Genomic DNA, 21,950 nt, shown 5'->3' on the forward strand with positions numbered 1-21,950 from the left:
CGCTGGGTAAAGAGCGCAAAGGCTTCTGTGCCCTTCTCGAGGGAGACGATCGCGCGCGTACCTTCGCCGCTGCCCTCGCCTGGCAGGCACCCGCCTGTCGTCCGGCGGTGCCGGGGACCGCGAAGGTGTTGATCGTCGCGTACCGTGGCGCCCGTGGGCGGACTTCCCGGGCGGCGTGGGAGCTGACGTGGCTGATGATTCTCTGTTCGTCGTTTGCGTAGTATTGAATGCAGTCTTGAGCGTTTACGCGCTCTGGCAGGTGGTCGTCGGTTGGCGTGCCAAGCGGCGGGGCGAGCACCAGAAGCGGCTGATGATGACGGGTGCGGCAAGGCTGCTCCTTGCCTCCGCTATGTGGATAACGATCTTTCTCTACACGCCCTTCAGTCACGACTTCGGCCCGATGACCGGAATCGTGGCCCTCGTTGCATGCTTGGCGCTGTTGACGCTTGCGGTGCTTGTGGACTGCCGTCGAAGGCAGTTAACGCGCAGCCCCCAGCGCTGACGGCCTGGCTGATATCTGCGGTCTTGACGCTGCGGTTTCAGTCTTGGCCTCGTCGATAGCGGAACCACCCCCTCGCAGCGGGGGCACCTTTGCATCGACACTCGCACGAATGCGCAGCTGGCGGTTAGCCCGCACTGTCATCGGCAAGGTCGTGCCTCGAGCGTCGCCTGTTACTCAACGTGACGCCCGATCGGCGGCAGATCCGGATGCGCATAGCGTGTAGCACGCGGCAGGTTGAGTCCTGCCGGTCGCCCCAGGGGAGGACCATCTTTGCCATGCACTATGTCCACGTCGAAGCAGTCCGGTGGATCGATGAAGACTGGCCAGGCTGGGTGGAGGTGCACCTGAACGAGGCAGACGGCACCGTCGTGTCGCTTATCGACAAGGTCCCGGTCTTCGATGACGCCGATCGGCTGGCACCTGGGGTCGAGTTTCCAGTAGGGCTTGAATTCCCGTGTGATGTGCTCGAATGGGCCCGGGACCAGGTCGGGAACCGGTTGGCAGTAATCCGTTTGCACTTCAGCGTCGAGGATGAGAACGGCCGGACGATCTTCACGGTCGGCGCAAGCACTCTCACCTCACGTCCGTGAAGTCTTCACGCACTGTCATCGGTATGACCGGGGGCTCTGTTGCATTCAACGTAGGCTTGATCGACTACGGGCTGACCGGTGTGGTCTGCTTGGCCGGTGAGGTCGTCGTCTGGTGTCCAGTCCTGGTCCCCACCTACGTCAGCATTCGTCGGGTTCCGGTTCCCGCCTGAGGTGATCGTTCTGGCGGTGCGCTGGTACCTGCGGTTCAACCTGTCCTACCGGGATGTGGAGGAGTTGCTGGCCGAACGCGGTGTCGAGGTGGATCACGTCACCGTCTACCGGTGGGTACAGCGGTTCACCCCGCTGCTGGCCGACGCCGCCCGCTTCGCCCGCCACTCACCGGGTGACCGCTGGCACGTGGACGAGACCTACGTCAAGGTCAACGGTGTCTGGCGGTACGTGTATCGGGCCGTCGACCAGTACGGGCAGGCTATCGACGTGCTCGTCTCGACGCGTCGGGACGCCGCCGCGGCCCGGAGGTTCTTTCATCGGGCGCTGTCCACACTGAAGGTCACGCCCAGCGAGGTCGTGACGGACGCCGCTCCCGTCTACGCCAGGGTGCTGGAGGACCTGGTCCCGTCGGCGTGGCACCACGTCGAGCGGCACGCCAACAATCCGATCGAGGCCGATCACAGCCAGCTCAAGCACCGGCTCAGACCGATGCGCGGGCTCCGCACCGACCGTACCGCCCGGACGATCATCACCGGCCACGCCTTCATCCAGAACCTACGCCGTGGACACTACGAACTCGCCACCGACGTCCCACCGCTACACCGGGTTGCCGCCGCGTTCACCGAACTGGCACGAGCGATCTGACCAGTGCCCGCTGACGCGGCTCGGCGTGCCCCACCGATCCGGCAATGCAACAGAGCCTTCTTACCCATGCCTTCCATGATGAAACATCCTCCGGAGGAGCACACAGCCCCTCTGAACTGGGATGTCCGTCAAACCGGGTCAAGCCCAGACGGAGCCGAACTGGCGGTGTGTGGATGACCTGCTGTGACAGGCCATCCGCACCACCCCAAGGTCGTCCTCGTTCGTGTGCCCCGTTAGGGAGCCGGTGCTCCCTGGTCCCTTCTACCGGTTGGGACGCGGTTGGCCTGCTCCCTGGCTTGGTTCACTGGCTCCCCGGGTGCGGGCGTGGGCGGCGAGTTCCCGGAAGAACACCGGTGGTGGTACGACTTTGCCCTCGCTTCCGATCGGTGAGGGCGCCAGCGGTATGAGCAGGTCGGTGGTGGGTGAGTGCAGCCACAGGGCCATCAGGTACAGCGCGGGGATCCGTAGCAGCCGTAATTCGAAACGGGCTGTCGCGAGCTGCGGCAGCGCCCGTGCGGCCTTCACCGCGGTCGCGGTGGCTCCCACGTAGGGGCCTTCGTTGAAGGTTGGTGGACGAGCGCCTTCCGGTGTTTCCGCAGTCTCGGCACTGGCGATGACCTCGCCGCCGGACTCAAGCAGGAAGCGCCAGCCCCCCGGGCGTGCCCGCTCCAGGCCGCCACCGGCCTCGACATCGTCTAGTCCCATGGTGAACACCTGGTGTGGGGTGGACACCTCCACGTTCTCGGGGGCGGCCGCGCCCAGCGCAGGCAGGCCCATGCCTCGAACTCCAGCGACGCGGCCGAGCTTGGCGCGTGTTTCCTCCCGCATCCGCCCCGGCGGCTCAGGCATGTTCAACGGCATTGCGAACCTCCTTAGGGCTGAGATTTCATGGAAGCGGTCCAAGTGCCGTTGGTTTTGTACTCGTCCCGCAACTCCTCGTACGGGATGATGTACGTGCCGTCCCACGGGTCATGCACCCAGACATCTGTCACGGTGCCATCTGCGAGATGACTATACCCGAAGATGTTTACTATGTGGCCGCCACCGCCTGCCCACGCAATATTCAGGAGAATCGGCCGGTTGTCTGCCACCTCTTGTGCGATCTCTTGCTTCGACAGCACTCCGAGCCTCGGGCCATCGGCCTTATGCCCGACTGTTTGCAGTGGCCCTTCATCCGGCCACCCGCCCTCGTCGCAGTTCCAAGGCCCCCCATTGGGTCCGCAGCAATCGAACTTTGGCTGGCCAGGGTTCTGCGTGTACCACCCACTGTACCTATCGTTGAGCACCGCGGTGGCCAATTTACACTGAGTCCAGTCGGTCATCTTGTCGTAGTGATGGGTGATGCTGACGGTAGTCGCATTCCAGCACCACATGCTTTTTTGCTGCAATTGGCCCACGTAGCCGGCGAGTGCCCGGAATTGGGTCATCCGATGTCCTTTCGCTATGCCGGTCGGCACCGACGACGCACCCCAGGTGACGGAACCCGAAGTATGCCACAGGAGGCGCAGGCACTCAATATCGTCATTCGATAGCCGTCGGATGAGTGCTTTGCTCCGGTTCGCCGGATATACACATTCCACTTGTGGATATTATTGGTGCAATTGCTGCCGCCCGGGGCGAACAGTGAGCCCTGCCGGGTAACGGGTCGTGGTGTTGGGTGATCAGGTGGTTCGTTCGCGATCGATGTGAAGGATGACCAGGGCTGCCGCGACGATGTCACCGATCTTCCAGGGGCAGAGGCTGATGTTGCGTAGCGCCCGGAAGGTGGTCTTGAGCAGGCTGTTCGCCGGGCCGAGTAGTGAGTCCCGAGCATCGCGAGGGGCGTTGACTCTCAGTGATCCCGCTCCGGGCATCACCGGGATTGTTTAAACTTCCTATCTGTCAAGGCGGCCCTGAACGGGCCGCACGCGCTGCCGCCAGGGCGCGCGCCGGCCGCTGCCGCTGTCGCTTTGTGGCCGTCACGCCGGACGCCCGGCGGCTGGCGCGGAAAGCGGCAAGCCCGGAGGGCCGCCGCAGAACAACAGGCCGTTTTGGTGAGGAGTTGGTGGGCCGGCAGCCGGCCGGGGCGCGGCGACCGTCGCACCGCCGCACGGTAGGGCGGGTCACCACCGCCTCGTCGCGACGGACGGCGTCAACCCTCGCTTGACGGAAGGCCTGCCAGTCGCGCAGGTCGGACTGCCACAGAATCGATCTACAGAGATAGAGTCGGCGGGCATGCGACGACGTTCGAAGGTTCGGCTGTCGGTGGGTGCCGGTGCAGCGGCGAAGGTCAGGGCGTTCGGATGCAGTGAGCCATTCTCGGTAACCACTTGTGACGGTGGGTGATTATGTGGTTCGGCCGTGTTCGATGTGCAGGAGTACGAGTGCGGCGGCGACGATTCTGCCGATCTGGCTGGGGTCGAGGCTGACGCGGCGTAGGGCTCTGAATGTCGTCTTGAGCAGGGCGTTGGCCTGTTCGGCGCGGGCTCTCGCATGGGCCTGCAGCCAGTTGGTCTGCTTCTGCTCGTCGGTGAGCTTGACGCCTGGCGTCTTCTTGATCGGGACGGTGAAGATGGCGGCTTCGCCTTCGTAGCCCAGGTCGCCCAGAGCGTGGAAGCCGTCTTCGGTCCAGGCGGTGAGGTCGGGCAGAATGTCGGGGTGGGTGCGGGCGCAGGTGGTGTCGTGCTCACGTCCTGGGCGGACGTCGGAGGTCCACAGCGGCCACCCGTCTGGTGACGATATGACCTGGATGTTGCCGCGGTGGTGGTGATGCTTTCCCGACCACCAGAGGTCCACGCCGGTGGTTGGGCCGGGTGCGGCGCACCGGTCGGTGTGGATCAGGGTGCCGTCGATGTTGACGTGGGGATGTTCGGCGATCTTCGCCGCCAGCAGCGCCGAGCGCAGCGACGGTCTGTGGTCGGCCAGGACGGCGATGCCCTCGTGCAGGCAGCGGTAGGCGTTGGGCACCGAGATGGCGTTGTCGGCTGCCAACTGCCGGACGCGGGTGCCGTCGAGGAACCACCGTATGACCAGAACCGCCTGCTGGTGGCAGGTCAGCGCCCGCCGCCCACGGCGGGTGCCCTGGCGCTGGCGCCGGGCGTGCAGCAGGGCTGACACGAACAGGACTGTCTCCTCGCGTGCGGGGAGCACGCAGGTGTATGTGACACTGGCAGACACGTGAGGCCCCTGTGTGAAGTTGATCCGTGAGAAGACCACTTCCTACACGGGCCTCACCCTTTTCTGTTGCAGCACAACACCTTCGGCGCGTCACTCACCGCCTCCAACCGCCCCGTCACACACCGTGACGCCCGGTTACCGAGAACAGCTCAATGAGTGGGGGGCGATCGACGGTCTACTCGCCATGTTGCATGCCGTCGACCCCCTTCCCTGATCGGGCAGCGGTGGAGCCGACCAGTGCTGCCAGCTCGCGGTCGGGGCTGACGTTCGTGGCGTACAGAGGGCTGCAGGGCGTCGTGGCCAGCCGCAGCGACAGTGTGACGAGGTTGGGGTGGGCTGAATCGTCGGTGTAGATCTCGGCGAGCTTGGTGAACTCGTTCATGATCCCGACGACGCTGCGGTTGGCCGTCGTGGCGAATCGGCAGTCCTGCATGTGTCGTAGCTCGTCGGCGATGAGGGCCTTGGGCACCTGGTGGGCGTTGAGCACCGTCGCGATCTCGTCGGGGACGCGGGCGGGAAGGCTGCGCGCTGGTGCCAGCGGCAGCAGGAGCGGCAGCAGGGTTCGCTCGTTCACCAGCAGTGCCAGCCGGGGCCGCCAGAACAGCGCGGTGGCGTACCACGGGCCCAGCAGGGTCGTGTCGTGGTCTCCTTCGACAGCCTGCGGTGGGTTGGTGTGATCGAGGAGTTTCTTGGTCGCGCGTACGATCAACATGGTGTTCTCCTGCCCGTCAGGCGCGGTGGCGGCGGGTCTTCTCGATGACGTCGCGGCCGTCGGCGTTCTGCTGGCGGGGCGCGTAGCCGGCTTTGCGCAGGGCGGCCATCGTGTCGGCCGTGGTGGCTTGGCTGGCCAGCACGGTCGGGGCGAGCAGACGCAGGTTGAGCTTGTCCAGCCGTTTGTCGGCGCAGATCTGCACCAGCAACGCGGTGTCGTCGCTGACCAGGGTGCTGGCCACGGGCGCGACCCGTACCGACCCGTGTTGGCGGGCGACGTCGGCGAGCAGGTAGACCAGTGGTTGCGGCAGTCCGCCTTCGGCGATCTTCGTCAGGGCTTTCATCAGGCGGCGCTCGGTCCAGCCTGCGTCGTACGCGCCGCGTACCGTAGCTGGGCTGAAGCGCCAGGTCGTGGCTGTGCCGCGGGACTCGACGACGGCGGCCGCACCGAGGAGCTCTGCCAGCTCTGGGCTCGGTGTTCCCGCCACGACCGCGGTCAGGTCGGCCTGCAGCCGGGCGGTACGGGCGACCTCACCCAGGTCGCCGACGACCTCGGCGATGTCCGTGCCGGCCAGCAGCGCACGCCCGGCCGGGCCGACAGCGCCCGCGCCGAGGACCCCCAACGTCGCGGCCTCGTCCAGCATGCCGCGCACGGTCGTGGTGCCGCCGAAGGTCAGCGGCTGCCGCCACCACATCCACTGCGCCGCCTGCTCGAGGTTCGTCGTCGCCCGGTCGCCCAGCGCCCGCAGCGCGGCCATCCGGGCTTGCGCAGACCGGCTCTGGAGGTGCTCCGGAACCCAAGGCCCAGTCTGCGACGACGGCAGATAGTCCAGGTCGCGCCATGCCTTGAGCATCACCGCGAGCCGCCGGTCCAGACCGAGCTTGAGCCAGCGGTCGTATGCGGCCGTCGGGATCACGCGTTCGCCGAGTTCGGCCAGCCCAGCCTCCGTTGCGACGGCCAGCAGCAGCCGCACGGTCGACGCCGTCACGCCCAGCGTCTTCGCCGTCCGGGTCAGCTCGCGCACGCCCACGCCGCCGGCCTTGACCGTGGCTAGCGGCTCACGTCCAGCCCCGTCCAGCAGCGCCGACAACAGCCCGACCACGGCGATGCCCTGGGCCTGTGCGTCGCGGCGCACTGCCGGGGGACCCGGCGTATGCCAGGCAACCGGCGGCTCCTGCGGCTGGAACGGAGCCCGGTAGTCCGCTCCTCGCAAGGCGAGCGCGACCTGACCCGCCAGCTGATAGTCCTCCCAAGTCACGCGGTAGACCAGCCCGTGCTCCTCGGCCCAGTCCAGCGGATGCACCTGCCGATAGCGGTTCTGATACCGACTCCGATGTGCGATGCTGCTGCCGCCGTAGCGACGGATCTGTCCACCGTCCCGGTCAGCCTCCTCCAACACCGTCCGCGTCGCGGCCGGCATCCGCTTGACGAGAGAGTGCACGTTGTCCGTGTCGAGGAAGAACTCCGCCACCGCCTCCAGCAGGTCCGCCTTGCGACCCTTCGTAGGCAGCCCCAGGTTGTTCGCAACCACCTTCAGATCTTCGACGTTCAACACGCCGGCGAGCTGCCCTGCCGACGGGCGGACACCCAGCGGACGGTCGAAGACCTCTCGCATGATGCCATTCACCGTGAGCCGGCCCCGCAGCCGCGCGACCAGCCCCACATCGGCGGCACGCTGCAGGTACGGCATGGCGTCGGCGCCGACCAACGCCGACACCTCCGCATCGGTGACCAGGCCACCCAGAGCCAGAGCCGCCTCCAACACCTGAAGGGTCGGCAGGTCAAGGCCAGCAAGCTGATCATATGGACTCATGTCCCGCACCGGGTTTGATGGAGACATTGATGTTCCCCGGGTTTCGCGGAGCCGTGTTGGTTGGCGTCAGGCAACGGATAGGGCGACTGGGCGGAGCCTCTCATACTCGACCGGGGTGAGCATGCCCAGCGAGCTGTGGCGGCGTTGTCGGTTGTGGAAGATCTCCAGGTACTCGAAGATCGCGTTGGCCAGTTCGATGCGGGTGCGCCAGCGGCGGCGGTTGAGCAGCTCGGTCTGCATGCGGCCCCAGAATGACTCAATCATGCCGTTGTCGTAACAGTCACCGATCGATCCCATCGACGGCGCCAGGCCGGCTTCCTGAACTCGGCGGGTGAAGGCCCATGAGGTGAATTGGGCGAGTTCAATCGGTCGTTGCAACACCGGGCTGTTGTAGTGAGCGTAGCTGCTCGGCGAAGACCTCGGCCGGGGTCTTCCAGTCAAGGATCTTGCGGGGGCGGTTGTTGACTGCGAGGGCGACGGCTTCGAGGTCCTCGTCGGACCACCTCGACAGGTCGGTGCCCTTTGGAAAGTACTGACGCAGCAGCCCGTTGGTGTTCTCGTTCGTCGGCCGCTGCCAGGGCGAGTGCGGATCGGCGAAGAACACCTTCGTGCCGGTATCGAGGGCGAACTGCGCATGACCGGAGAGTTCCTTCCCGCGGTCCCAGGTGAGGGTCTTGCGCAGCTGCTCGGGCAGCCTCGTCATCGATGTCGTCAGCGCGGTGTTCATCGCGACGGCGCCGTAGCCGCCGAGCGAGGGACCGTTCTTCACGGGTGGTTTCTCGCCCCAGCCCTCCAGCCGAGGCAGATGCACCAGGAGCGTGCAGCGGCTGGTGCGCTCGACGAGCGTGCCGATCGCGGAGCGGTCCGTCCCGATGATCAGTCGGGTAGCCCCGGCGCATTGCTGCGCCGGGGCCCCCTCAGAACCGTGCTTGCGGCGTTAACCGCACACGGCTCAAGCAAGCCCTGGAGGCTCGCTGACGGGCAGAATGCTTGGCCTTTGGCCTTCGCCGGCTGGCTGCCGTCGGAGGCAGTACGCGTGTATGAGACGGGAATGAATAGCGTCCGGCTTACCGTCGATCGGGGCGACGACATGTTGTCTGACGATCGCCTTCCGGATCGTGCGTGTCCACAGTTCCCATTCGGTTGGGGTCTGCGGCGCGTGCTCGGCGTGTAGCAGAAACCCTCGGCAGAGCGAACATCGACCTTGCTGTTTCTTCAAAAGATACAGCGTGGCTTTGCCCGTTGCTGGAGGTCCTTTGCAGCGCCGATCGGCCCAATACTTGCTGAGAGCAGGATCGTCCGGGGACGCCGTGCCCTTGACCAGTTGGTGCCGGACGATCTTCGTCCAGGAAAACTTGATCAGGTAGGAGCCGCTGTCACGGTCACCAAAAACCCACCTGTCCTGCCTGGCCTGGTTGAACCGGCCGAAGTACCTGTCAACGATCCAGTGCTTCGACTTATTCGGGTGGCTGTGTTTCGCCCACTTGTAAAGCAGAATCCACACATAGTTGTCCAGCGCCGTGAATATCTCGCTCGACACCACCGTCCGGTAATAGGCAGACCAGCCCCGGATGATGGGGTTGATCTTGTAAAGCACCGCCGCCGCGTTAGCTCCTCGCAAAGCTATTATCTCGCCGCGTAGCCTTTCCCGGATCCGTCTCAATGCCGCCTTGCTCGGTCTGATCAGCAGTTTCCCGTGATAGCGGCGGACGTTGAACCCCAGAAAATCGAACCCATCGCCAGCATGGACGATACGAGTTTTGCCCTCGTTGAAGGCTAATCCTCTGGACGTCAGCCATTGCCGTAGCCTTTCCTTGGCCTGGTCGGCCCGCTCATGGCTGTGGCACATCACGACGAAATCGTCTGCGTATCTCACCAGCACCGGACTGTCTGTTACCGCACTGCCGGCATCTCTGCCGGCTGTGAGGTAACGGACCCCGGCGGCATTCTCCATTCCATGCAAAGCCACGTTGAACAGCGTCGGGCTGATCACTCCGCCTTGGGGAGTTCCTTCCCCGGTCGGGGCGAACCGGCCATTATCGATCACACCTGCTTTCAGCCATCGTTCCACTCGATCCCTGGCGGGAAACGCGCCAAGCAATGTCAGCAGGTGCCGGTGATCGATCCGGTCGAAGGCTGCCGTCAGGTCAGCGTCGAGGATCCACACCCGCTGCGGGTTCTTACCGTTGAGCGTGGAATAGATGGCCCCGATCGCGTCGTGACAGCCGCGGCCCGGCCGAAATCCGTAGGACTTCGGCTCAAATCGGGCCTCCCATTCAGGTTCCAACGCGTTCGCTGTCAAGGCTTGTAAGGCCCTGTCGGCGATCACGGGAATGCCGAGACCACGCCGTTTCGTGGTTCCGGGCTTAGGAATGTAGACACGCTTGACGGGACGGGCAGTCCACATGGCGCTGTCGTGCTGCATCCAGTCGGCCAGTTCAGCCTTGGATTCCGGGTGCAGCACGACTTTCCCGTCGACGCCCGCCGTCTTACGGCCAGCGTTGATCTCCGTGACTCGCCGCACGCTGATCAGCGTGTTAGCGCGAGAACGGAGCATCAGTTTCTGCAGATTGCGGACCCGTTTAAGGTCCCCCGCCTGCGACGCCGCGAAAATTCTCTGACGCAGACGACCCACGGCATCTTCAGCCTGGCGCCAAGCGATCGACGACCAGTCGATAACATCGCCCTCCGGTCCGTTCACCACGGCAACATACTCACCACGAGCCAATCGGAGTGAACACTTGCGTCACTGTGACGTCCAACTTGTCCTTCGGTTCCGGTGTCATTGTTCAGTGTTTCTCCACAGGCTCACCAGACCCACGTCAGCACCCTTTCGAGTCCGGGCATCGCCCGTATCCGGCCAGTTATACGGAAGAATCCGATGGAGGATCGGATGACTCCTCCGATTTCCTGTTTCCTTTCGGCTACCGGCATTCGCTTCTTGGGCCTTCCTGTCCCCGCTGAAGAATTGAGCTTTCCTCGCAGTCGGCCGACCGGTCATCGAGACCCGGACTCCAACGGGATTTCCACGTTCCGCACGAGTGAGACACGACCGGGGTGGGTGCCCTCTTTATCCCGAGGCGGCGGTGTCCTTCTGGCTGGAGTGACCTCTACCAGCCAGCGCCTGCCGCTTCTCAACGGCCAGCCCTGTACCCCATTACCGCATTCCGTCGACAGGGCTTGGGATCACGAGACATCATCGAGGGTTCATTTGCATTCACCCGTCCGGTCTTCCCCTTAGCCTGTAGCTCCCGGACGGAACGGAAACCCTTGGGCTTGACTCCTGAGCTTCACACCCCGCCGTTACCAGCAACGCATGTCAGGAGAGGGGACGAGCCAACGGACACAGGACCGGGACTTGCCATCAGTAATAGACGAACCTCCAAGCGGCAAATCCACTCAAACTCGTGCGACTTCGTGTCGCACGATCCCCTTCCCAGTGCCCGGGGACCGCGCGGTCCGCGGCTTCGGCGGGGCGCTCGGAGAGGACGACATCGGCAGTGACATGCCCTTGCGGCTTGTTCTGGGACCGCGCTCTGGGAACTCGCAGCGCGCGGCCGGTGCGCAGACACGCGACCAGCTCACGCTTGAGCGCTCCACGCCCCTGAATGAACAGCGACTGGTAGATCGCCTCGTGGCTGATGCGCATGGACTCATCATCGGGGAAGTCGACACGGAGCCGGTGCGAGATCTGCTCCGGGCTCCACGCCGTCGCCCAGCGGCGGTCCTGCCGATGCGGCTTGTTCAGCCCTTTCCACGCGGGCGTCTCAGGCCCGGTGACGATCGTGCCGTCGGGTCGGCGGACGCTGCCGGCGAGCCGGCCCTGTACGTACTCACGCAACCTGCCATTGCTCACGAGCTTCGCGGTCTTCGGGCGCTTGCCGGCCTGCTGCGCCTTCCACTGCGCCACCAGAGCCCGGTAGACCGGCTTACCGCCCCTGGTCGCCGCGTTACGGTTACGGCGCAGCTCGCGTGAGATCGTTCCCGGGTCGCGTCCGATCCTGCGGGCGATCTCGCGCACGCCGACCCCCTGGACGCGCAGCAACGCGATCTCCTCCCGCTCGGCGAATGACAGGTAACGGCCCGTGGGCTCGCCCAGACTGATCGGCGGCATGCCGCCAGCGTGGCGGAACCACCGGGACCCGACCGGCCATGACACACCCACAGCCTCCGCGGCCTCTACCGTCGTTACTCCCGAGGCGATCCGCCGCCAGAAGTCCCGCTGCACCGCACGAGACGGCTCCGGCCGCCCCGGTGAACGCATCGGCGGTCGCAATGCCCGATCCGACGCCCACTGGCGCCGCGCACCAGCCGACACCACAGGTATCTGCTTCTTGCCCCGCCCCAACGCAAACCTCCGTGATCGAGGTGTTGCGACAACCAGTTGAATCCGCCTTGCACGCCGTGATCGGAGTGGATCACGGTGCCCGTGGGTTGGCGGTTACTGATGGCCATGCTCAGGGCGTTGGTCACCAACGTGGCCGTCTGGGTGGCGTCGATGGACCATCCGACCACTCTGCGGGAGAAGGTGTCCAGCACGACCGCGCAGTACACCTTGCCCTCCCGGGTCGGGTGCTCGGTGATGTCGGTGACCCACAGCTGGTTCGGCGATGAGCGGGTGAAGTCGCGGTTGACCAGGTCGCTGGCCGTGGGGGTCTGGTGCTTCGGCCGTGGCCGGCGACTACCAGGCAGACCGCGGATGCCGGCACGGCGCATCAGCATTTCCACCGCGTGATAGCCCACGACGAGGCCGCGGCCCAGCCGCAGTTCGGCATGCACACGCCGAGAACCGTACGTGCCGCGCGATGCCAGATGCACCGCGCGGATCTGTTCCGTCAGCCACGCGTGGCGCAGCGCCCGCTGCGAGAGCGGTCGGTTGCGCCAGGCGTAGTACCCGGACGCTGAGACGTCGAGTACGCGGCAGCAGACATCGACAGGCAACCCCTCAGCGGCCATCTGTTGGATGACCGCGTACCGGTCTTTTGGGGGCACCACCCCCTTGAGTAATTCGGCCGCGCGGCGATGCGCCGCTAACTCGGTCTCGAGCTCGGTGATACGCCGTCGAGCCGCAACCAGCTCTGCCTGGTCGGTGGAGGTGACACCGGGAACCTGGCCGGTGTCGATCAGGTCTTGGCGGCGCCAGTTGTAGATCGTCTGATCGCTGATCTCCAAGTCCCGGACCAGCTCCGCGACAGATCGGCCGGCCTTGAGCAGATCGAGGACCTTGCGACGAAACTCGGGCGGATATCTTCTCGGCACGTCTCTCCTCAACGAGCGACGAGCCTGACGGGTCAACCAACCCGACTCCACCGAACCCGGGGAACATCAGTTGATGCCGTTGTCCACCCGGCCCGCGCACCCCATGTACTGCCGTTTGACCCCACACGTGGCAGCGCCCCGCTTCTGCTGACCGGTCTCGTCCAACGCCCCCACCACCAGCCCCCGCCGCCGTCGGGCTGCCGTGCCCAGCCCGTCGACCACGAACCGGCGCACCAGGCTCATCGCCTCCTCGGTGTCCCACACCGCCCGGTTCAGCAACCGCTGCGTGCGGTCCGGGCTACGGTCACCGACGTACTCCGCGATCGTCCACCCGTTGCGTTTCGGCAGGTCACTGGCCACCGCGGACACGTACTTCGTCGCCTGCTGCCACGTCTGCGTCCGCACGAAACACGACCGCAGACACTCCATCAGCTCGGCCCGTAACCGCTGCACCCGCCCAGCCGCTATCCTGGCAGCCGCAGCCGCCCTCGATTTTGTTGTCTTCACACACACATGATCATCAGGGCGGCTGCACCCATCTCACCCGCCCCACCCGCGGCGTCCACCCTGGTCAGACAGCTAATGGCGGCTGCCGTAGTAGGCTGACGCCGTGACGCTGACAAGTGCCCCTGATACGTACCACCTTCGTCATCGGGATTCGCGGTTGTGGTCGTGGCATTCCTCGTCGTCGATGTCACCGTTGGCTGGTTCCGCGGCATGACCACGTGGGCGCGGCGATCCCCTCGGCTGGCCGCCATCGCGGCGGCGGCGCTCGGCACGACCGAGGCGTGGGCCGAGCAGCACAGCACCGAGCTCGATGACGGGACGGTGCATGTCTGGCTTCCCGGCCGGGGTGGCAACCATCTGGTCATCGGACCGGACGGTGGGATGTACGTCGACACGGCGGCCGTCGACGTCGCGACCCTGCGGGACCGTTTCCGCCAGGGACAGCGGACGTACGAGCAGCAGATCGCGGCGCTGCGCGGGATCAACAGCGCCGTTGCCATCCGGGAGCTGTTCCTGAAGACCGTCCGGGGCGTGGAGAATCTGGAGCCGTTCTACAGCGTCCCGGCCCAGCACGACCTTGAGGCGATCGTCGGCCGCGAGCTCGAGGAGACCGGCGCTTTCGAGATCATGGAACGACTCCAGGGCGACCCGCCCGGCGCCTGCCTGCTGGTGGCCTTCGACCGGGCGACGGGGCCGGGCCACTACGTCCTCGGCTACAACATGGACGGCACCGCCGTCACGATCGACCCCCTGTACCGCGAGCCGATGCCGTTTCCGCCGCCGGGGGCGATCGACGCCGTGCGCTGGTTCGCCGACGGGGCGCCAATGCGCCCGCACTACCCGATGGGCATCGTGCCCAGCGACCCGGTCGTCGTCGCCGCAGGCATCCTCGGGATCGACGAGGCCGCGGCGCGCACGCACGCGCACAGGTACGACGACGGACTTGTGCATGTCTGGACACCGGGTCGCGGTGGCGCGCAGGTGATCGTCGGACCGGGTGGGCAGGCGCTCGCCGTCGAGTCCTCGTTCACCGCGGCCGAGCTGCTTGCCATGTACGGCACCGGGAAACGGGCCGCTTCCACGGTCAGGGTGAATCACGCGGCGTCGGCCGTCTCCTCGACGATCGACATGCTCTGCGGCGGCGAGCTGACCCCGGCGCAACGTACCGGGCCGAACCAGGCCGAGCTTGAGGCGAAGATCGGCAGACCGCTGCAGCAGACGACGGCGGAGGAGATCGCCGAACGGCTCACCACGCAAGGCGAGTACCGGCTCGTCGGTGTCGACCGCGCCCAGGGGCCCGGCCACTGGTACATCGCGATCAACATGGGTGAGCAGGGGATTCAGGCGCTGGACCCGATCGCGAACACCAAGCACGCGTGGCCGCCGCCCAATGCCGACGCGATCCGGTGGTGGGCCGACGGCGATCCGCTGCGCCCCGCGCCGCCCGCCCCCGCGAGCGGGGCGGCGGGTGGGAAGACCGAAATGGTGGACGTCGAGGCGACCAGCGCCGCGGGGACCCGGTTCTGGGCGCGAGTGCCCGAGGCGTACCGCGAGTTCGGGACCCAGTTCGCGAAGAGCGCCGCCGATCTCGACGCGAAATGGCACAAGCACGGGCAGGTCTACTTCGAGGGCTTCTGGAAGATGTCCATCCACAACGACGGCAGCGGCGGGTTCCGGCTGGCGGCATGGAACATCGACCCGGCGCGGGAACGGGCGGAGTGGGACCTCACACCCGCACTCGAGGTGATGGCCCAGCAACGCAGGGCCACCGTGTTCGCCAAGGTCCGCCGGGAATCCGTCCGCTACGAACGGAACTTCACCGTGCAGCGGGGCACGCTCGACGCGACAGTGATCCACCTCGTGCGCAGCACACCGGCGGACGCCAACGACTCCGGCTGGTACATCGGCACGTCCGCTACACGCTCGGCCGACGCCGAGGTGATGACCGGCAAGGAACTACACCGGCGCAACCCCTATCTCGCCCGCTTCTTCGGCTTCCCGGCCGGGTGGTACGGCACGTGGGACGGCCGCCGGATGGCGACCCTGGTCAACCCGGAAGGCGAGACGGTCTGGGATGCCGCCGCGCACGACGCCGCCGAGGCGGCCAAGGCGGCCAAGGCCGCGGCTCCTGTCGCACCCCTCGCCGAACCTCTCGCAGCGCCGCCCGACCCGCGCCAGAGCGGCGGCGTGGCGTACCGCACGGCGAAGGCGCTCCTGGCGGATCGGCACGGCTTCACGCCAACCGGGTCGCCGCCGGCCGGCGGGTCGGTACCGGACCTGCTCACCGAGGCCGGCATCGGGTTGTACGAGGCATTCAAGCGTGCCGAGCACCTCGTCGGCCTGCTGCCCACCGACGCCGTCGAGGTCATGACCCGGGCGCTGGCCGGGGCGGGTACCGGTGCGGCGTACGTGTGCCTCGGCGACTGGCTGCGCAAGCCATTCGTCGGGACACCACAGCCGGCCGCGGCGCTGGAGAAATACCGTGCGGCCGACCGGCTTGGTCACCGGCCAGGCTCGATCGCCTGGCTCACTTGGTCGTACTTCGAGAACGCGCCGGACGCAGAGCAGGTCGCGGCGCGACTTGACGAGCTGATCGGCGAGGCGGAGGGCGACGGGGACGGCCGGCTGCACCTGTTGCGTGGCTGGATGCGCGGCAAGGGCTACGGCTACCAGAAGGACCTCGCGGCGGCGCTCGTCGACCATCAGTTCGCGGCGGCGCGCAGGAACGCTGACGCGCTGTTCGAGCTGCACGTCATCCACGCGACGGGCCTCGGCGTGCCGGAGGACCGCCAACGCGCCAACGAGTACCTGACGCAGGCCGCACAGCACGGGCACACCCGCGCACTGCACAACCTCGCCGCGCTGCACGCCACCGGGGACGGTGTGCCACGCGACCCGTCCCGCGCAGTCGAGCTCTACGTCGACGCCGCAGAACGGGGCCATGGTCGGGCCGCGTTCATGGCCGCCATGATGTTCGCCACCGGCGAGGCGGGCGCCGCCGACGTCGCGCGGGCACGGACGCTGTTCACGACAGCGCAGGAACTCGGCCACCCCGTCGCCGACCTTCTCCCCCAGCTCCCGCCCGAGGCACGCCGCGTGGCCCACGAGGCACTGCGCGGCTGAGCGGAAAGGGAAGCGCACGTGTGGCGGTACTGCGGCAAGTCGTCGCAGTTGGTCGTCAAGGCACGCACGGACGGACGGCACCGTGTCCACGACGGTGACCGTCAGAGGCGCCCCGGCGGTGCGGCGCAGCAAGGCGACTGGTGTGGACGTGAGCGGCCGGTACCAGGACGTGCCGGGGTCGGTTCGCGCCGGGTCACCTGATTGAGCCGGCCCGGATCGTGCCGTTCGAGATGGTTGACGAGGCGCTGGTGTCCCGCACCGGGTTTGATGGAGACGTCGAAACCTGGGAGGAACACCAGCGATGCCCGCACCGAAGAAGTACCCCGATGAGCTGCGCGAGCGAGCGACGCGGTTGGCGGTCGAGGCCCGCCGGGACCCGGCGTCCGCGGTCGGAGCGATCCGCCGGATCGCCGGGCAGCTCGGCATCCACCCGGAGGCGTTGCGGACCTGGGTGAAGAAGGCCGAGACCGACGCCGGTGAGCGGCCGGGCACCACCAGCAGCGACGCGGAACGCCTCGCCGCCCTCGAACGGGAAGTGCGTGAGCTGCGCCGGGCGAACCAGATCCTGAAGTCCGCAGCGAGTTTCTTCGCGGCGGAGCTGGACCGTCCGTCGCGATGAAGGTCGACTTCGTCGACTCCCAGAAGGCCGAACACGGTGTCCAGCCGGTCCTGCAGGCGCTCGAAGACACGCCGGCACAGATCGCACCGTCGACCTACTACGCCGCCAAGACCCGCCCGGCCTCGGCCCGGGGAGTTGCCCCCTGGTCCTGGACACTTGAGCCTTGGATCGTGATGGTCTGGGGAGATCAGGAGTCCCTGACAGATGGTGATGAAGCACTACCCGGCCGGGTTCAAGGCCGACGCGGTCGCGTTGTATCGGTCTCGGCCTGGGGCGACGATCGCGCAGATCGCTGATGATCTCGGGGTCAATCGGGAGACGTTGCGTAGTTGGGTCCGCGCCGATGATCAGCGTCGGGGTGCGGTGGCCGGGCCGGCGGGGTCGTCGGCGGCCGGGTCGGTGGAGGACGAGAACGCCGTGTTGCGGCGGCGGGTGCGGGAGTTGGAGGAGGAGCGGGACATTCTGCGGAAGGCGGCCCGGTATTTCGCCGGGGAGACGCGCTGGTGAACCGCTTCCAGTTCGTCGCCGACCATCAGCAGCGCTACGGCGTGAAGCGGTTGTGTCAGATCATCGGGGTGTCCCGCTCGAGCTTCTACTACTGGCGCTCGGCCGCCGAAACGCGGGCCGCCCGGGATGCCGCGGATGCGGCTCTCGTGGGTCGGATCCGGGCGGTCCACGCCGCTCACGACGGCACCTACGGAGCACCACGGGTCACTGCCGAACTCCGGGATGCCGGCCTGGCGGTCAACCGTAAGCGGGTCGCCCGGGTGATGCGACGCTTCGGCGTGCAAGGGCTACGGCTGCGCAGGCGAACTCGTACGACGGTGCCGGACCCAGCCGGCGCGAAGGCACCGGACCTGATCGGCCGGGACTTCACCGCCCCGGAGCCGAATCAGCGCTACGTCGGCGACATCACCTACCTACCGGTCGGTGACCGCGGGTTCCTCTACCTGGCCACCGTCCTAGACCTGCACTCCCGGCGTCTCGCGGGCTGGGCGATCGCCGATCACATGCGCACCGAACTGGTCATCGACGCCCTCCACGCCGCCGAGCAAACGCGAGGCACCCTGCACGGGGCGATCATGCACACGGACCACGGAGCTCAATACACCTCCCGGGCCTTCGCTGACGCCTGCACCACAGCCGGGGTGCGGCAGTCGATGAGCGCGGTCGGTAGCTCCGCCGACAACGCCGCCGCGGAATCGTTCAACGCCACCTTCAAACGCGAAACCCTCCAGGGCCGCCGCGCCTTCACCAACGAACGCGAAGCACGGCTGACCACGTTCCGCTGGATGCACCGCTACAACACCGTCCGCCGCCACTCCCGACTCGGACAGCAGCCACCGATCACCTACGAGAAAAACACCCGGCCAGCGCCGGCTACGCTGGCCCCGGCCGCATAAACCCCGTGTCCAGGATCAGGGGTCAAGCCCCCCGGTCGCGGCGCGATGAGGAGCTGACCGCGGTGATCGAGCGGATCCACGCGGAGAATTACGGCGTCTATGGCGCCCGCAAGGTCTGGCACGAGTTGCGCCGACGCGGCGTGCGAGTGGCCCGCTGCACCGTCGAGCGGCTGATGCGCGCCTCCGGACTGCGCGGACTGCTACGCGACAAGTCACCGCGCACGACCCGGCCAGCGGCCGAGACCGGCCGCCCGGGTGACCTGGTCAAACGTGACTTCACCGCGGTCCGCCCGAACCAGCTGTGGGTCGCGGACCTGACCTACGTGCGCACCAGCGTGGGCTGGGTGTACGCCGCGTTCGTCCTCGACGTGCACTCTCGCATGATCGTCGGCTGGCAGGTCGCCACCAGCCTCTACACGGATCTGGCTCTCGACGCGCTGAAGATGGCGATCTGGCGCCGCGAGAACCAAGGCGCTGACCTGCGCAAACTGATACACCATTCCGACCGGGGAGTCCAATACCGAACGATTCGCTACACCCAGCGGTTGGCCGAGGCCGGCGCCGTCGCCTCGGTCGGCTCCAAGGGCGACTCCTACGACAACGCCATGGCCGAGGCGTTCAACTCCCTCTACAAGGCCGAACTCGTCCGCAACACCGGCCCCTGGCGTGGACTCGACGACCTGGAGATGGCCACCGTCGAGTACATCGACTGGTACAACAACCGGCGCCTACACGGCGAGCTCGGCCACGTCCCACCAGCTGAGTACGAAGCACTACACACGATGACCCAGCCGGTCACCGCACCCCTGGAAACCAGATAACCCAATCTCCATCAAACCCGGGGCTTGACAGTGTGGCGGCTGTTGACCCGCCTGGACGCCGCCCTGATCAGCACTGTTTTGGCCGGCTGGCTGCGTTCCCGGGCACAACCGCAGGCCGTGCGGCCGCGCCGCTACCGGACCGTGATCGCCGTCGACGGTAAGACGCTGCGGGGCGCCCGCCTGGGCGACGGCCGTCAGGTGCACCTGCTGTCCGCGCTGGACACCAGCACCGGCATCGTCCTGGCCCAGGTCACGGTCGACACGAAAAGCAACGAAATCCCCGCCTTCACCCCACTGCTGGACGCTGTCGAGCGCGTGCTCGGCAGTCTGGACGGCGTCCTGTTCGTCGCCGACGCCCTGCATACCCAGACGTCTCACGCCGAGCAGATCACCGCCCGCGGCGCTCACCTGTTTCTGCAGGCCAAGGGCAACCAGCCAACCCTGTTCACCCAGCTCAAGACGTTGCCCTGGGCGCAGGTCCCGGTCGGTGACCGCACCCGCGACCGTGGTCACGGCCGCACCGAGACCCGCACCGTCAAAGCCGTCACCCTGCACACCCCGGGCGGGATCGCGTTCCCGCACGCCCAGCAAGCAGTCCGGATCACCCGCACCCGCACCACCGGCGGCAAGACCAGCCGCGAGACCGCCTACCTGATCACGTCCCTGCCCGCCGCCGACGCCCAACCCACCGACCTGCAGCACTGGGCCAGAGTAGAGTGGTTGATCGAGAACCAGGTCCACAACGTCAGAGATGTCACCTTCCGTGAAGACCAACATCAGGCCCGGACCGGTACCGGCCCCGCCGTCATGGCCACCCTGCGTAACACCGCGATCGGCTGGCACCGCATCAACGGCGAAACCAGCATCGCCCGCGCCAACCGACGGGCCGACCGACGATCAGACGACCTCATTCAGGCCGTGACCAGCAGTTACCCCAACATGCAATGACCCTGACCGATGAGGCCATCGCCCGGCATCTCGGCATCAGCTACCGGACGGCACAGCGTCACATCGCCGCGCTGATGGCCGGGCTCGGCGCGGACACGCGGTTCCAGGCCGGCGTCCAAGCCGCCTTTCGTGAGCAGCGCGGTACCGGGACGCCACTCGACGGACCGGACGATACCGATCGTGAGCTTCCGTAGCCCTGCGAACGTCCGCCGCCACTAGGGCAAGCCGCGCTCACTCTGCTCCACGCCTCTCGTCAGCAGTGACGAAACGGCCCCGCCGCAGCCGGCACCCTCGGCCAGGAGTCGCATCGCCGCCGGCGTGAACGTCCTCCCGACCACGTCACCGCCATCAGCGGAAACGCCGATAACGGATTAGTCGTAATTGACGGTTTTGCCGTGCAGAACCACGCTGAGCAGCCTCGATGCGTCCCCGAGTTGGCCGAAAGTCAGGTCTGGACAGTTCATTGCCGGCACGTTACGGTCCCCTACATTCTATGGAATCCAGAATGTAGATCTGGCAGAGCAGGGCGGAGGCGATGGTGATGGCAACCTCCCGCGCAGCGGTCGTCACCGGGCCCGGCGGCCCGGTCGAGATCCGCGAGTACCCCGTACCCGACCCCCGGCCGGGCGAGGCGGTGATCCGGGTCGAGCTGTGCGGCATCTGCGGCACCGACGCGCACGTGTTCCACGGGCGGCTGCCGACCATCACCTTTCCGGCCCTGCTCGGACACGAGATCGTCGGTATCGTCACCGCGCTCGGCGCCGGGCTGGACACCGACTTCGCCGGCCGGCCCGTCGCCGTCGGAGACCGGATCGGGGTCTTCCCGGCGACCAGTTGCGGCACCTGCCACACCTGCGTGGTGCTGCGCCGGCCCGGCCAGTGCCCCCGGCGCCCGCCGTCGTACGGCTTCAAGTCGCCGGTGGACTCCGGCCCACCGCTGACCGGCGGGTTCGCCGACTATCTGCACCTGGTCAACCCGGGGACGGTCTTCTACCGCACCGAGCTTCCGCCGGAGGTCGCGGTGCTGGCCGAGCCGATGTCGGTGGCCCTGCACGGGATCCACCGGGCGGGCATCGGGCTCGGTGCCACCGTGGTGGTGCAGGGCGTCGGGGCGATCGGTCTGATGGTGGTGGCCGCCGCTCGGGCAGCCGGCGCGGCCCGGGTGGTCGCCGTGGACGGCAGCGCCCGCCGGCTCGCTCTCGCCACCGAGCTGGGGGCGGACGCGACCGTCGACATCACCCCGCTGTCTCCCGGCGCGGCGCGGCACGTGGCGGTCCGCGAGGCGCTCGGCGGCAGCGGCGCCACCGCCGTGCTCGGGTGCAGCGGCTCGCCGGAGGGGTTCATCGAGGCGATCGGTTACGTCGCCGACGGGGGCACCCTCGCCGAGCTGGGCAACTTCACCGACCGGGGCGCCATCGCCTTCAACCCCTACACGGACCTGCTCCGGCGGGACCTCACCATCACCGGCGTGTACGGCGCCGGGCCCGACATGCAGGCGCGCTACCTGCGCGCCATGGAGATCCTCGAACGGGGCGGCCCGCCCTTCACCCGGGTGGTCTCGCATCGCGTCCCGCTGCGGGACGTGGAACCGGCACTGCGCTCACTCAGCACGGGGCACCAGCTCTACGGGACCGACATCGTCAAGATCGCGATTGATCCGGCCCGGTAGTCGCCGCCCCGG

19 protein-coding genes and 4 pseudogenes are annotated in these 21,950 nt (G+C 67.1%); 11 read left to right on the top strand and 12 right to left on the bottom strand.

Translation table 11 applies throughout. The features are described from left to right. Nucleotides 1-187 precede the first annotated feature (187 nt). The 3 genes from OG617_RS19385 (at nt 188) to OG617_RS19395 (ending at nt 1,908) form a co-directional block, all read left to right on the top strand. Nucleotides 188-502 carry a hypothetical protein gene (locus OG617_RS19385; protein ID WP_405094483.1) on the top strand — a complete coding sequence of 105 codons (315 nt, stop codon included), beginning with the start codon at nt 188-190 and terminating at the stop codon, nt 500-502. 275 nt (nt 503-777) lie between these two features. Further along, nucleotides 778-1,092, top strand: coding sequence for a hypothetical protein (locus tag OG617_RS19390; protein ID WP_350884698.1), 315 nt, complete (start codon nt 778-780; stop codon nt 1,090-1,092). 96 nt (nt 1,093-1,188) lie between these two features. Beyond that, on the top strand, nt 1,189-1,908 hold the full coding sequence (locus tag OG617_RS19395; RefSeq protein WP_405094484.1) for an IS6 family transposase: 720 nt from the start codon (nt 1,189-1,191) through the stop codon (nt 1,906-1,908). A 261-nt stretch (nt 1,909-2,169) separates the two neighbouring features. On the opposite strand, the gene OG617_RS19400 is transcribed toward OG617_RS19395, so the two are convergent. The 12 genes and pseudogenes from OG617_RS19400 to OG617_RS19455 form a co-directional block, all read right to left on the bottom strand. Continuing rightward, entirely contained in the window at nt 2,170-2,769 is a 600-nt protein-coding gene (locus tag OG617_RS19400; protein WP_334444827.1) for a hypothetical protein, read from the bottom strand. Nucleotides 2,770-2,780: 11 nt separating this feature from the next. Continuing rightward, entirely contained in the window at nt 2,781-3,335 is a 555-nt protein-coding gene (locus OG617_RS19405; protein WP_405094485.1) for a papain-like cysteine protease family protein, read from the bottom strand. A 234-nt stretch (nt 3,336-3,569) separates the two neighbouring features. Continuing rightward, a pseudogene (locus OG617_RS19410) lies at nt 3,570-3,695 on the bottom strand (IS5/IS1182 family transposase); the annotation flags it as partial. Between the two features lie 538 nt (nt 3,696-4,233). Further along, nucleotides 4,234-5,037, bottom strand: coding sequence for a transposase family protein (locus OG617_RS19415; protein WP_405094486.1), 804 nt, complete (start codon nt 5,035-5,037; stop codon nt 4,234-4,236). A gap of 202 nt (nt 5,038-5,239) precedes the next feature. Beyond that, nucleotides 5,240-5,776 carry a DUF6933 domain-containing protein gene (locus tag OG617_RS19420; RefSeq protein WP_405094487.1) on the bottom strand — a complete coding sequence of 179 codons (537 nt, stop codon included), beginning with the start codon at nt 5,774-5,776 and terminating at the stop codon, nt 5,240-5,242. A gap of 16 nt (nt 5,777-5,792) precedes the next feature. Continuing rightward, the gene (locus OG617_RS19425) at nt 5,793-7,541 is read right to left on the bottom strand and encodes a helicase-associated domain-containing protein (RefSeq protein ID WP_405103817.1); all 1,749 of its coding nucleotides are present in this window, start codon (nt 7,539-7,541) and stop codon (nt 5,793-5,795) included. Between the two features lie 114 nt (nt 7,542-7,655). Then, nucleotides 7,656-7,943 (bottom strand): annotated as a pseudogene (locus tag OG617_RS19430) (transposase); the annotation flags it as partial. A gap of 7 nt (nt 7,944-7,950) precedes the next feature. Then, nucleotides 7,951-8,469 (bottom strand): annotated as a pseudogene (locus OG617_RS19435) (IS30 family transposase); the annotation flags it as partial. 72 nt (nt 8,470-8,541) lie between these two features. Next, nucleotides 8,542-10,290: a group II intron reverse transcriptase/maturase gene (gene ltrA / locus OG617_RS19440; protein WP_405094488.1), complete on the bottom strand. Its 1,749-nt coding sequence runs from the start codon at nt 10,288-10,290 to the stop codon at nt 8,542-8,544. A 726-nt stretch (nt 10,291-11,016) separates the two neighbouring features. Next, nucleotides 11,017-11,703 (bottom strand): annotated as a pseudogene (locus OG617_RS19445) (transposase); the annotation flags it as partial. 74 nt (nt 11,704-11,777) lie between these two features. Then, entirely contained in the window at nt 11,778-12,848 is a 1,071-nt protein-coding gene (locus OG617_RS19450) for an IS3 family transposase (protein ID WP_405094489.1), read from the bottom strand. 66 nt (nt 12,849-12,914) lie between these two features. Further along, the gene (locus OG617_RS19455) at nt 12,915-13,253 is read right to left on the bottom strand and encodes a transposase (protein WP_405094490.1); all 339 of its coding nucleotides are present in this window, start codon (nt 13,251-13,253) and stop codon (nt 12,915-12,917) included. Nucleotides 13,254-13,520: 267 nt separating this feature from the next. Between OG617_RS19455 and OG617_RS19460 the strand changes: the two genes are divergently transcribed. The 8 genes from OG617_RS19460 (at nt 13,521) to OG617_RS19495 (ending at nt 21,938) form a co-directional block, all read left to right on the top strand. Beyond that, a complete protein-coding gene (locus tag OG617_RS19460) occupies nt 13,521-16,478 on the top strand; it encodes a tetratricopeptide repeat protein (RefSeq protein WP_405094491.1) in 2,958 nt (985 codons plus the stop codon). A gap of 301 nt (nt 16,479-16,779) precedes the next feature. Then, nucleotides 16,780-17,097: a transposase gene (locus OG617_RS19465; protein ID WP_405094492.1), complete on the top strand. Its 318-nt coding sequence runs from the start codon at nt 16,780-16,782 to the stop codon at nt 17,095-17,097. Beyond that, a complete protein-coding gene (locus OG617_RS19470; RefSeq protein WP_405094493.1) occupies nt 17,094-17,393 on the top strand; it encodes a hypothetical protein in 300 nt (99 codons plus the stop codon). The genes OG617_RS19465 and OG617_RS19470 overlap by 4 nt, the downstream gene beginning before the upstream one ends. Next, nucleotides 17,302-18,500 (top strand): IS3 family transposase gene (locus OG617_RS19475; RefSeq protein ID WP_405094494.1). Its coding sequence is split into 2 segments (ribosomal slippage): nt 17,302-17,590 and nt 17,590-18,500, totalling 1,200 coding nucleotides; the frame shifts between segments, so codons are not numbered across the junction. The genes OG617_RS19470 and OG617_RS19475 overlap by 92 nt, the downstream gene beginning before the upstream one ends. 5 nt (nt 18,501-18,505) lie before the next feature. Continuing rightward, on the top strand, nt 18,506-19,321 hold the full coding sequence (locus tag OG617_RS19480; RefSeq protein WP_405094495.1) for an IS3 family transposase: 816 nt from the start codon (nt 18,506-18,508) through the stop codon (nt 19,319-19,321). Between the two features lie 30 nt (nt 19,322-19,351). Then, complete coding sequence (locus OG617_RS19485) at nt 19,352-20,269, top strand: ISAs1 family transposase (RefSeq protein ID WP_405094496.1); 918 nt, start codon at nt 19,352-19,354, stop codon at nt 20,267-20,269. After that, entirely contained in the window at nt 20,266-20,463 is a 198-nt protein-coding gene (locus tag OG617_RS19490) for a hypothetical protein (RefSeq protein WP_405094497.1), read from the top strand. The genes OG617_RS19485 and OG617_RS19490 overlap by 4 nt, the downstream gene beginning before the upstream one ends. A gap of 347 nt (nt 20,464-20,810) precedes the next feature. After that, nucleotides 20,811-21,938 (top strand): zinc-binding dehydrogenase, encoded by a 1,128-nt coding sequence (locus OG617_RS19495; RefSeq protein ID WP_405094498.1) that lies wholly within the window; start codon nt 20,811-20,813, stop codon nt 21,936-21,938. The last annotated feature ends 12 nt before the right edge of the window (nt 21,939-21,950 follow it).

Origin of the sequence: Micromonospora sp. NBC_01412 (genome assembly GCF_045040215.1) — a bacterium.
Taxonomy (GTDB): Bacteria; Actinomycetota; Actinomycetes; order Mycobacteriales; family Micromonosporaceae; genus Micromonospora; species Micromonospora rubida.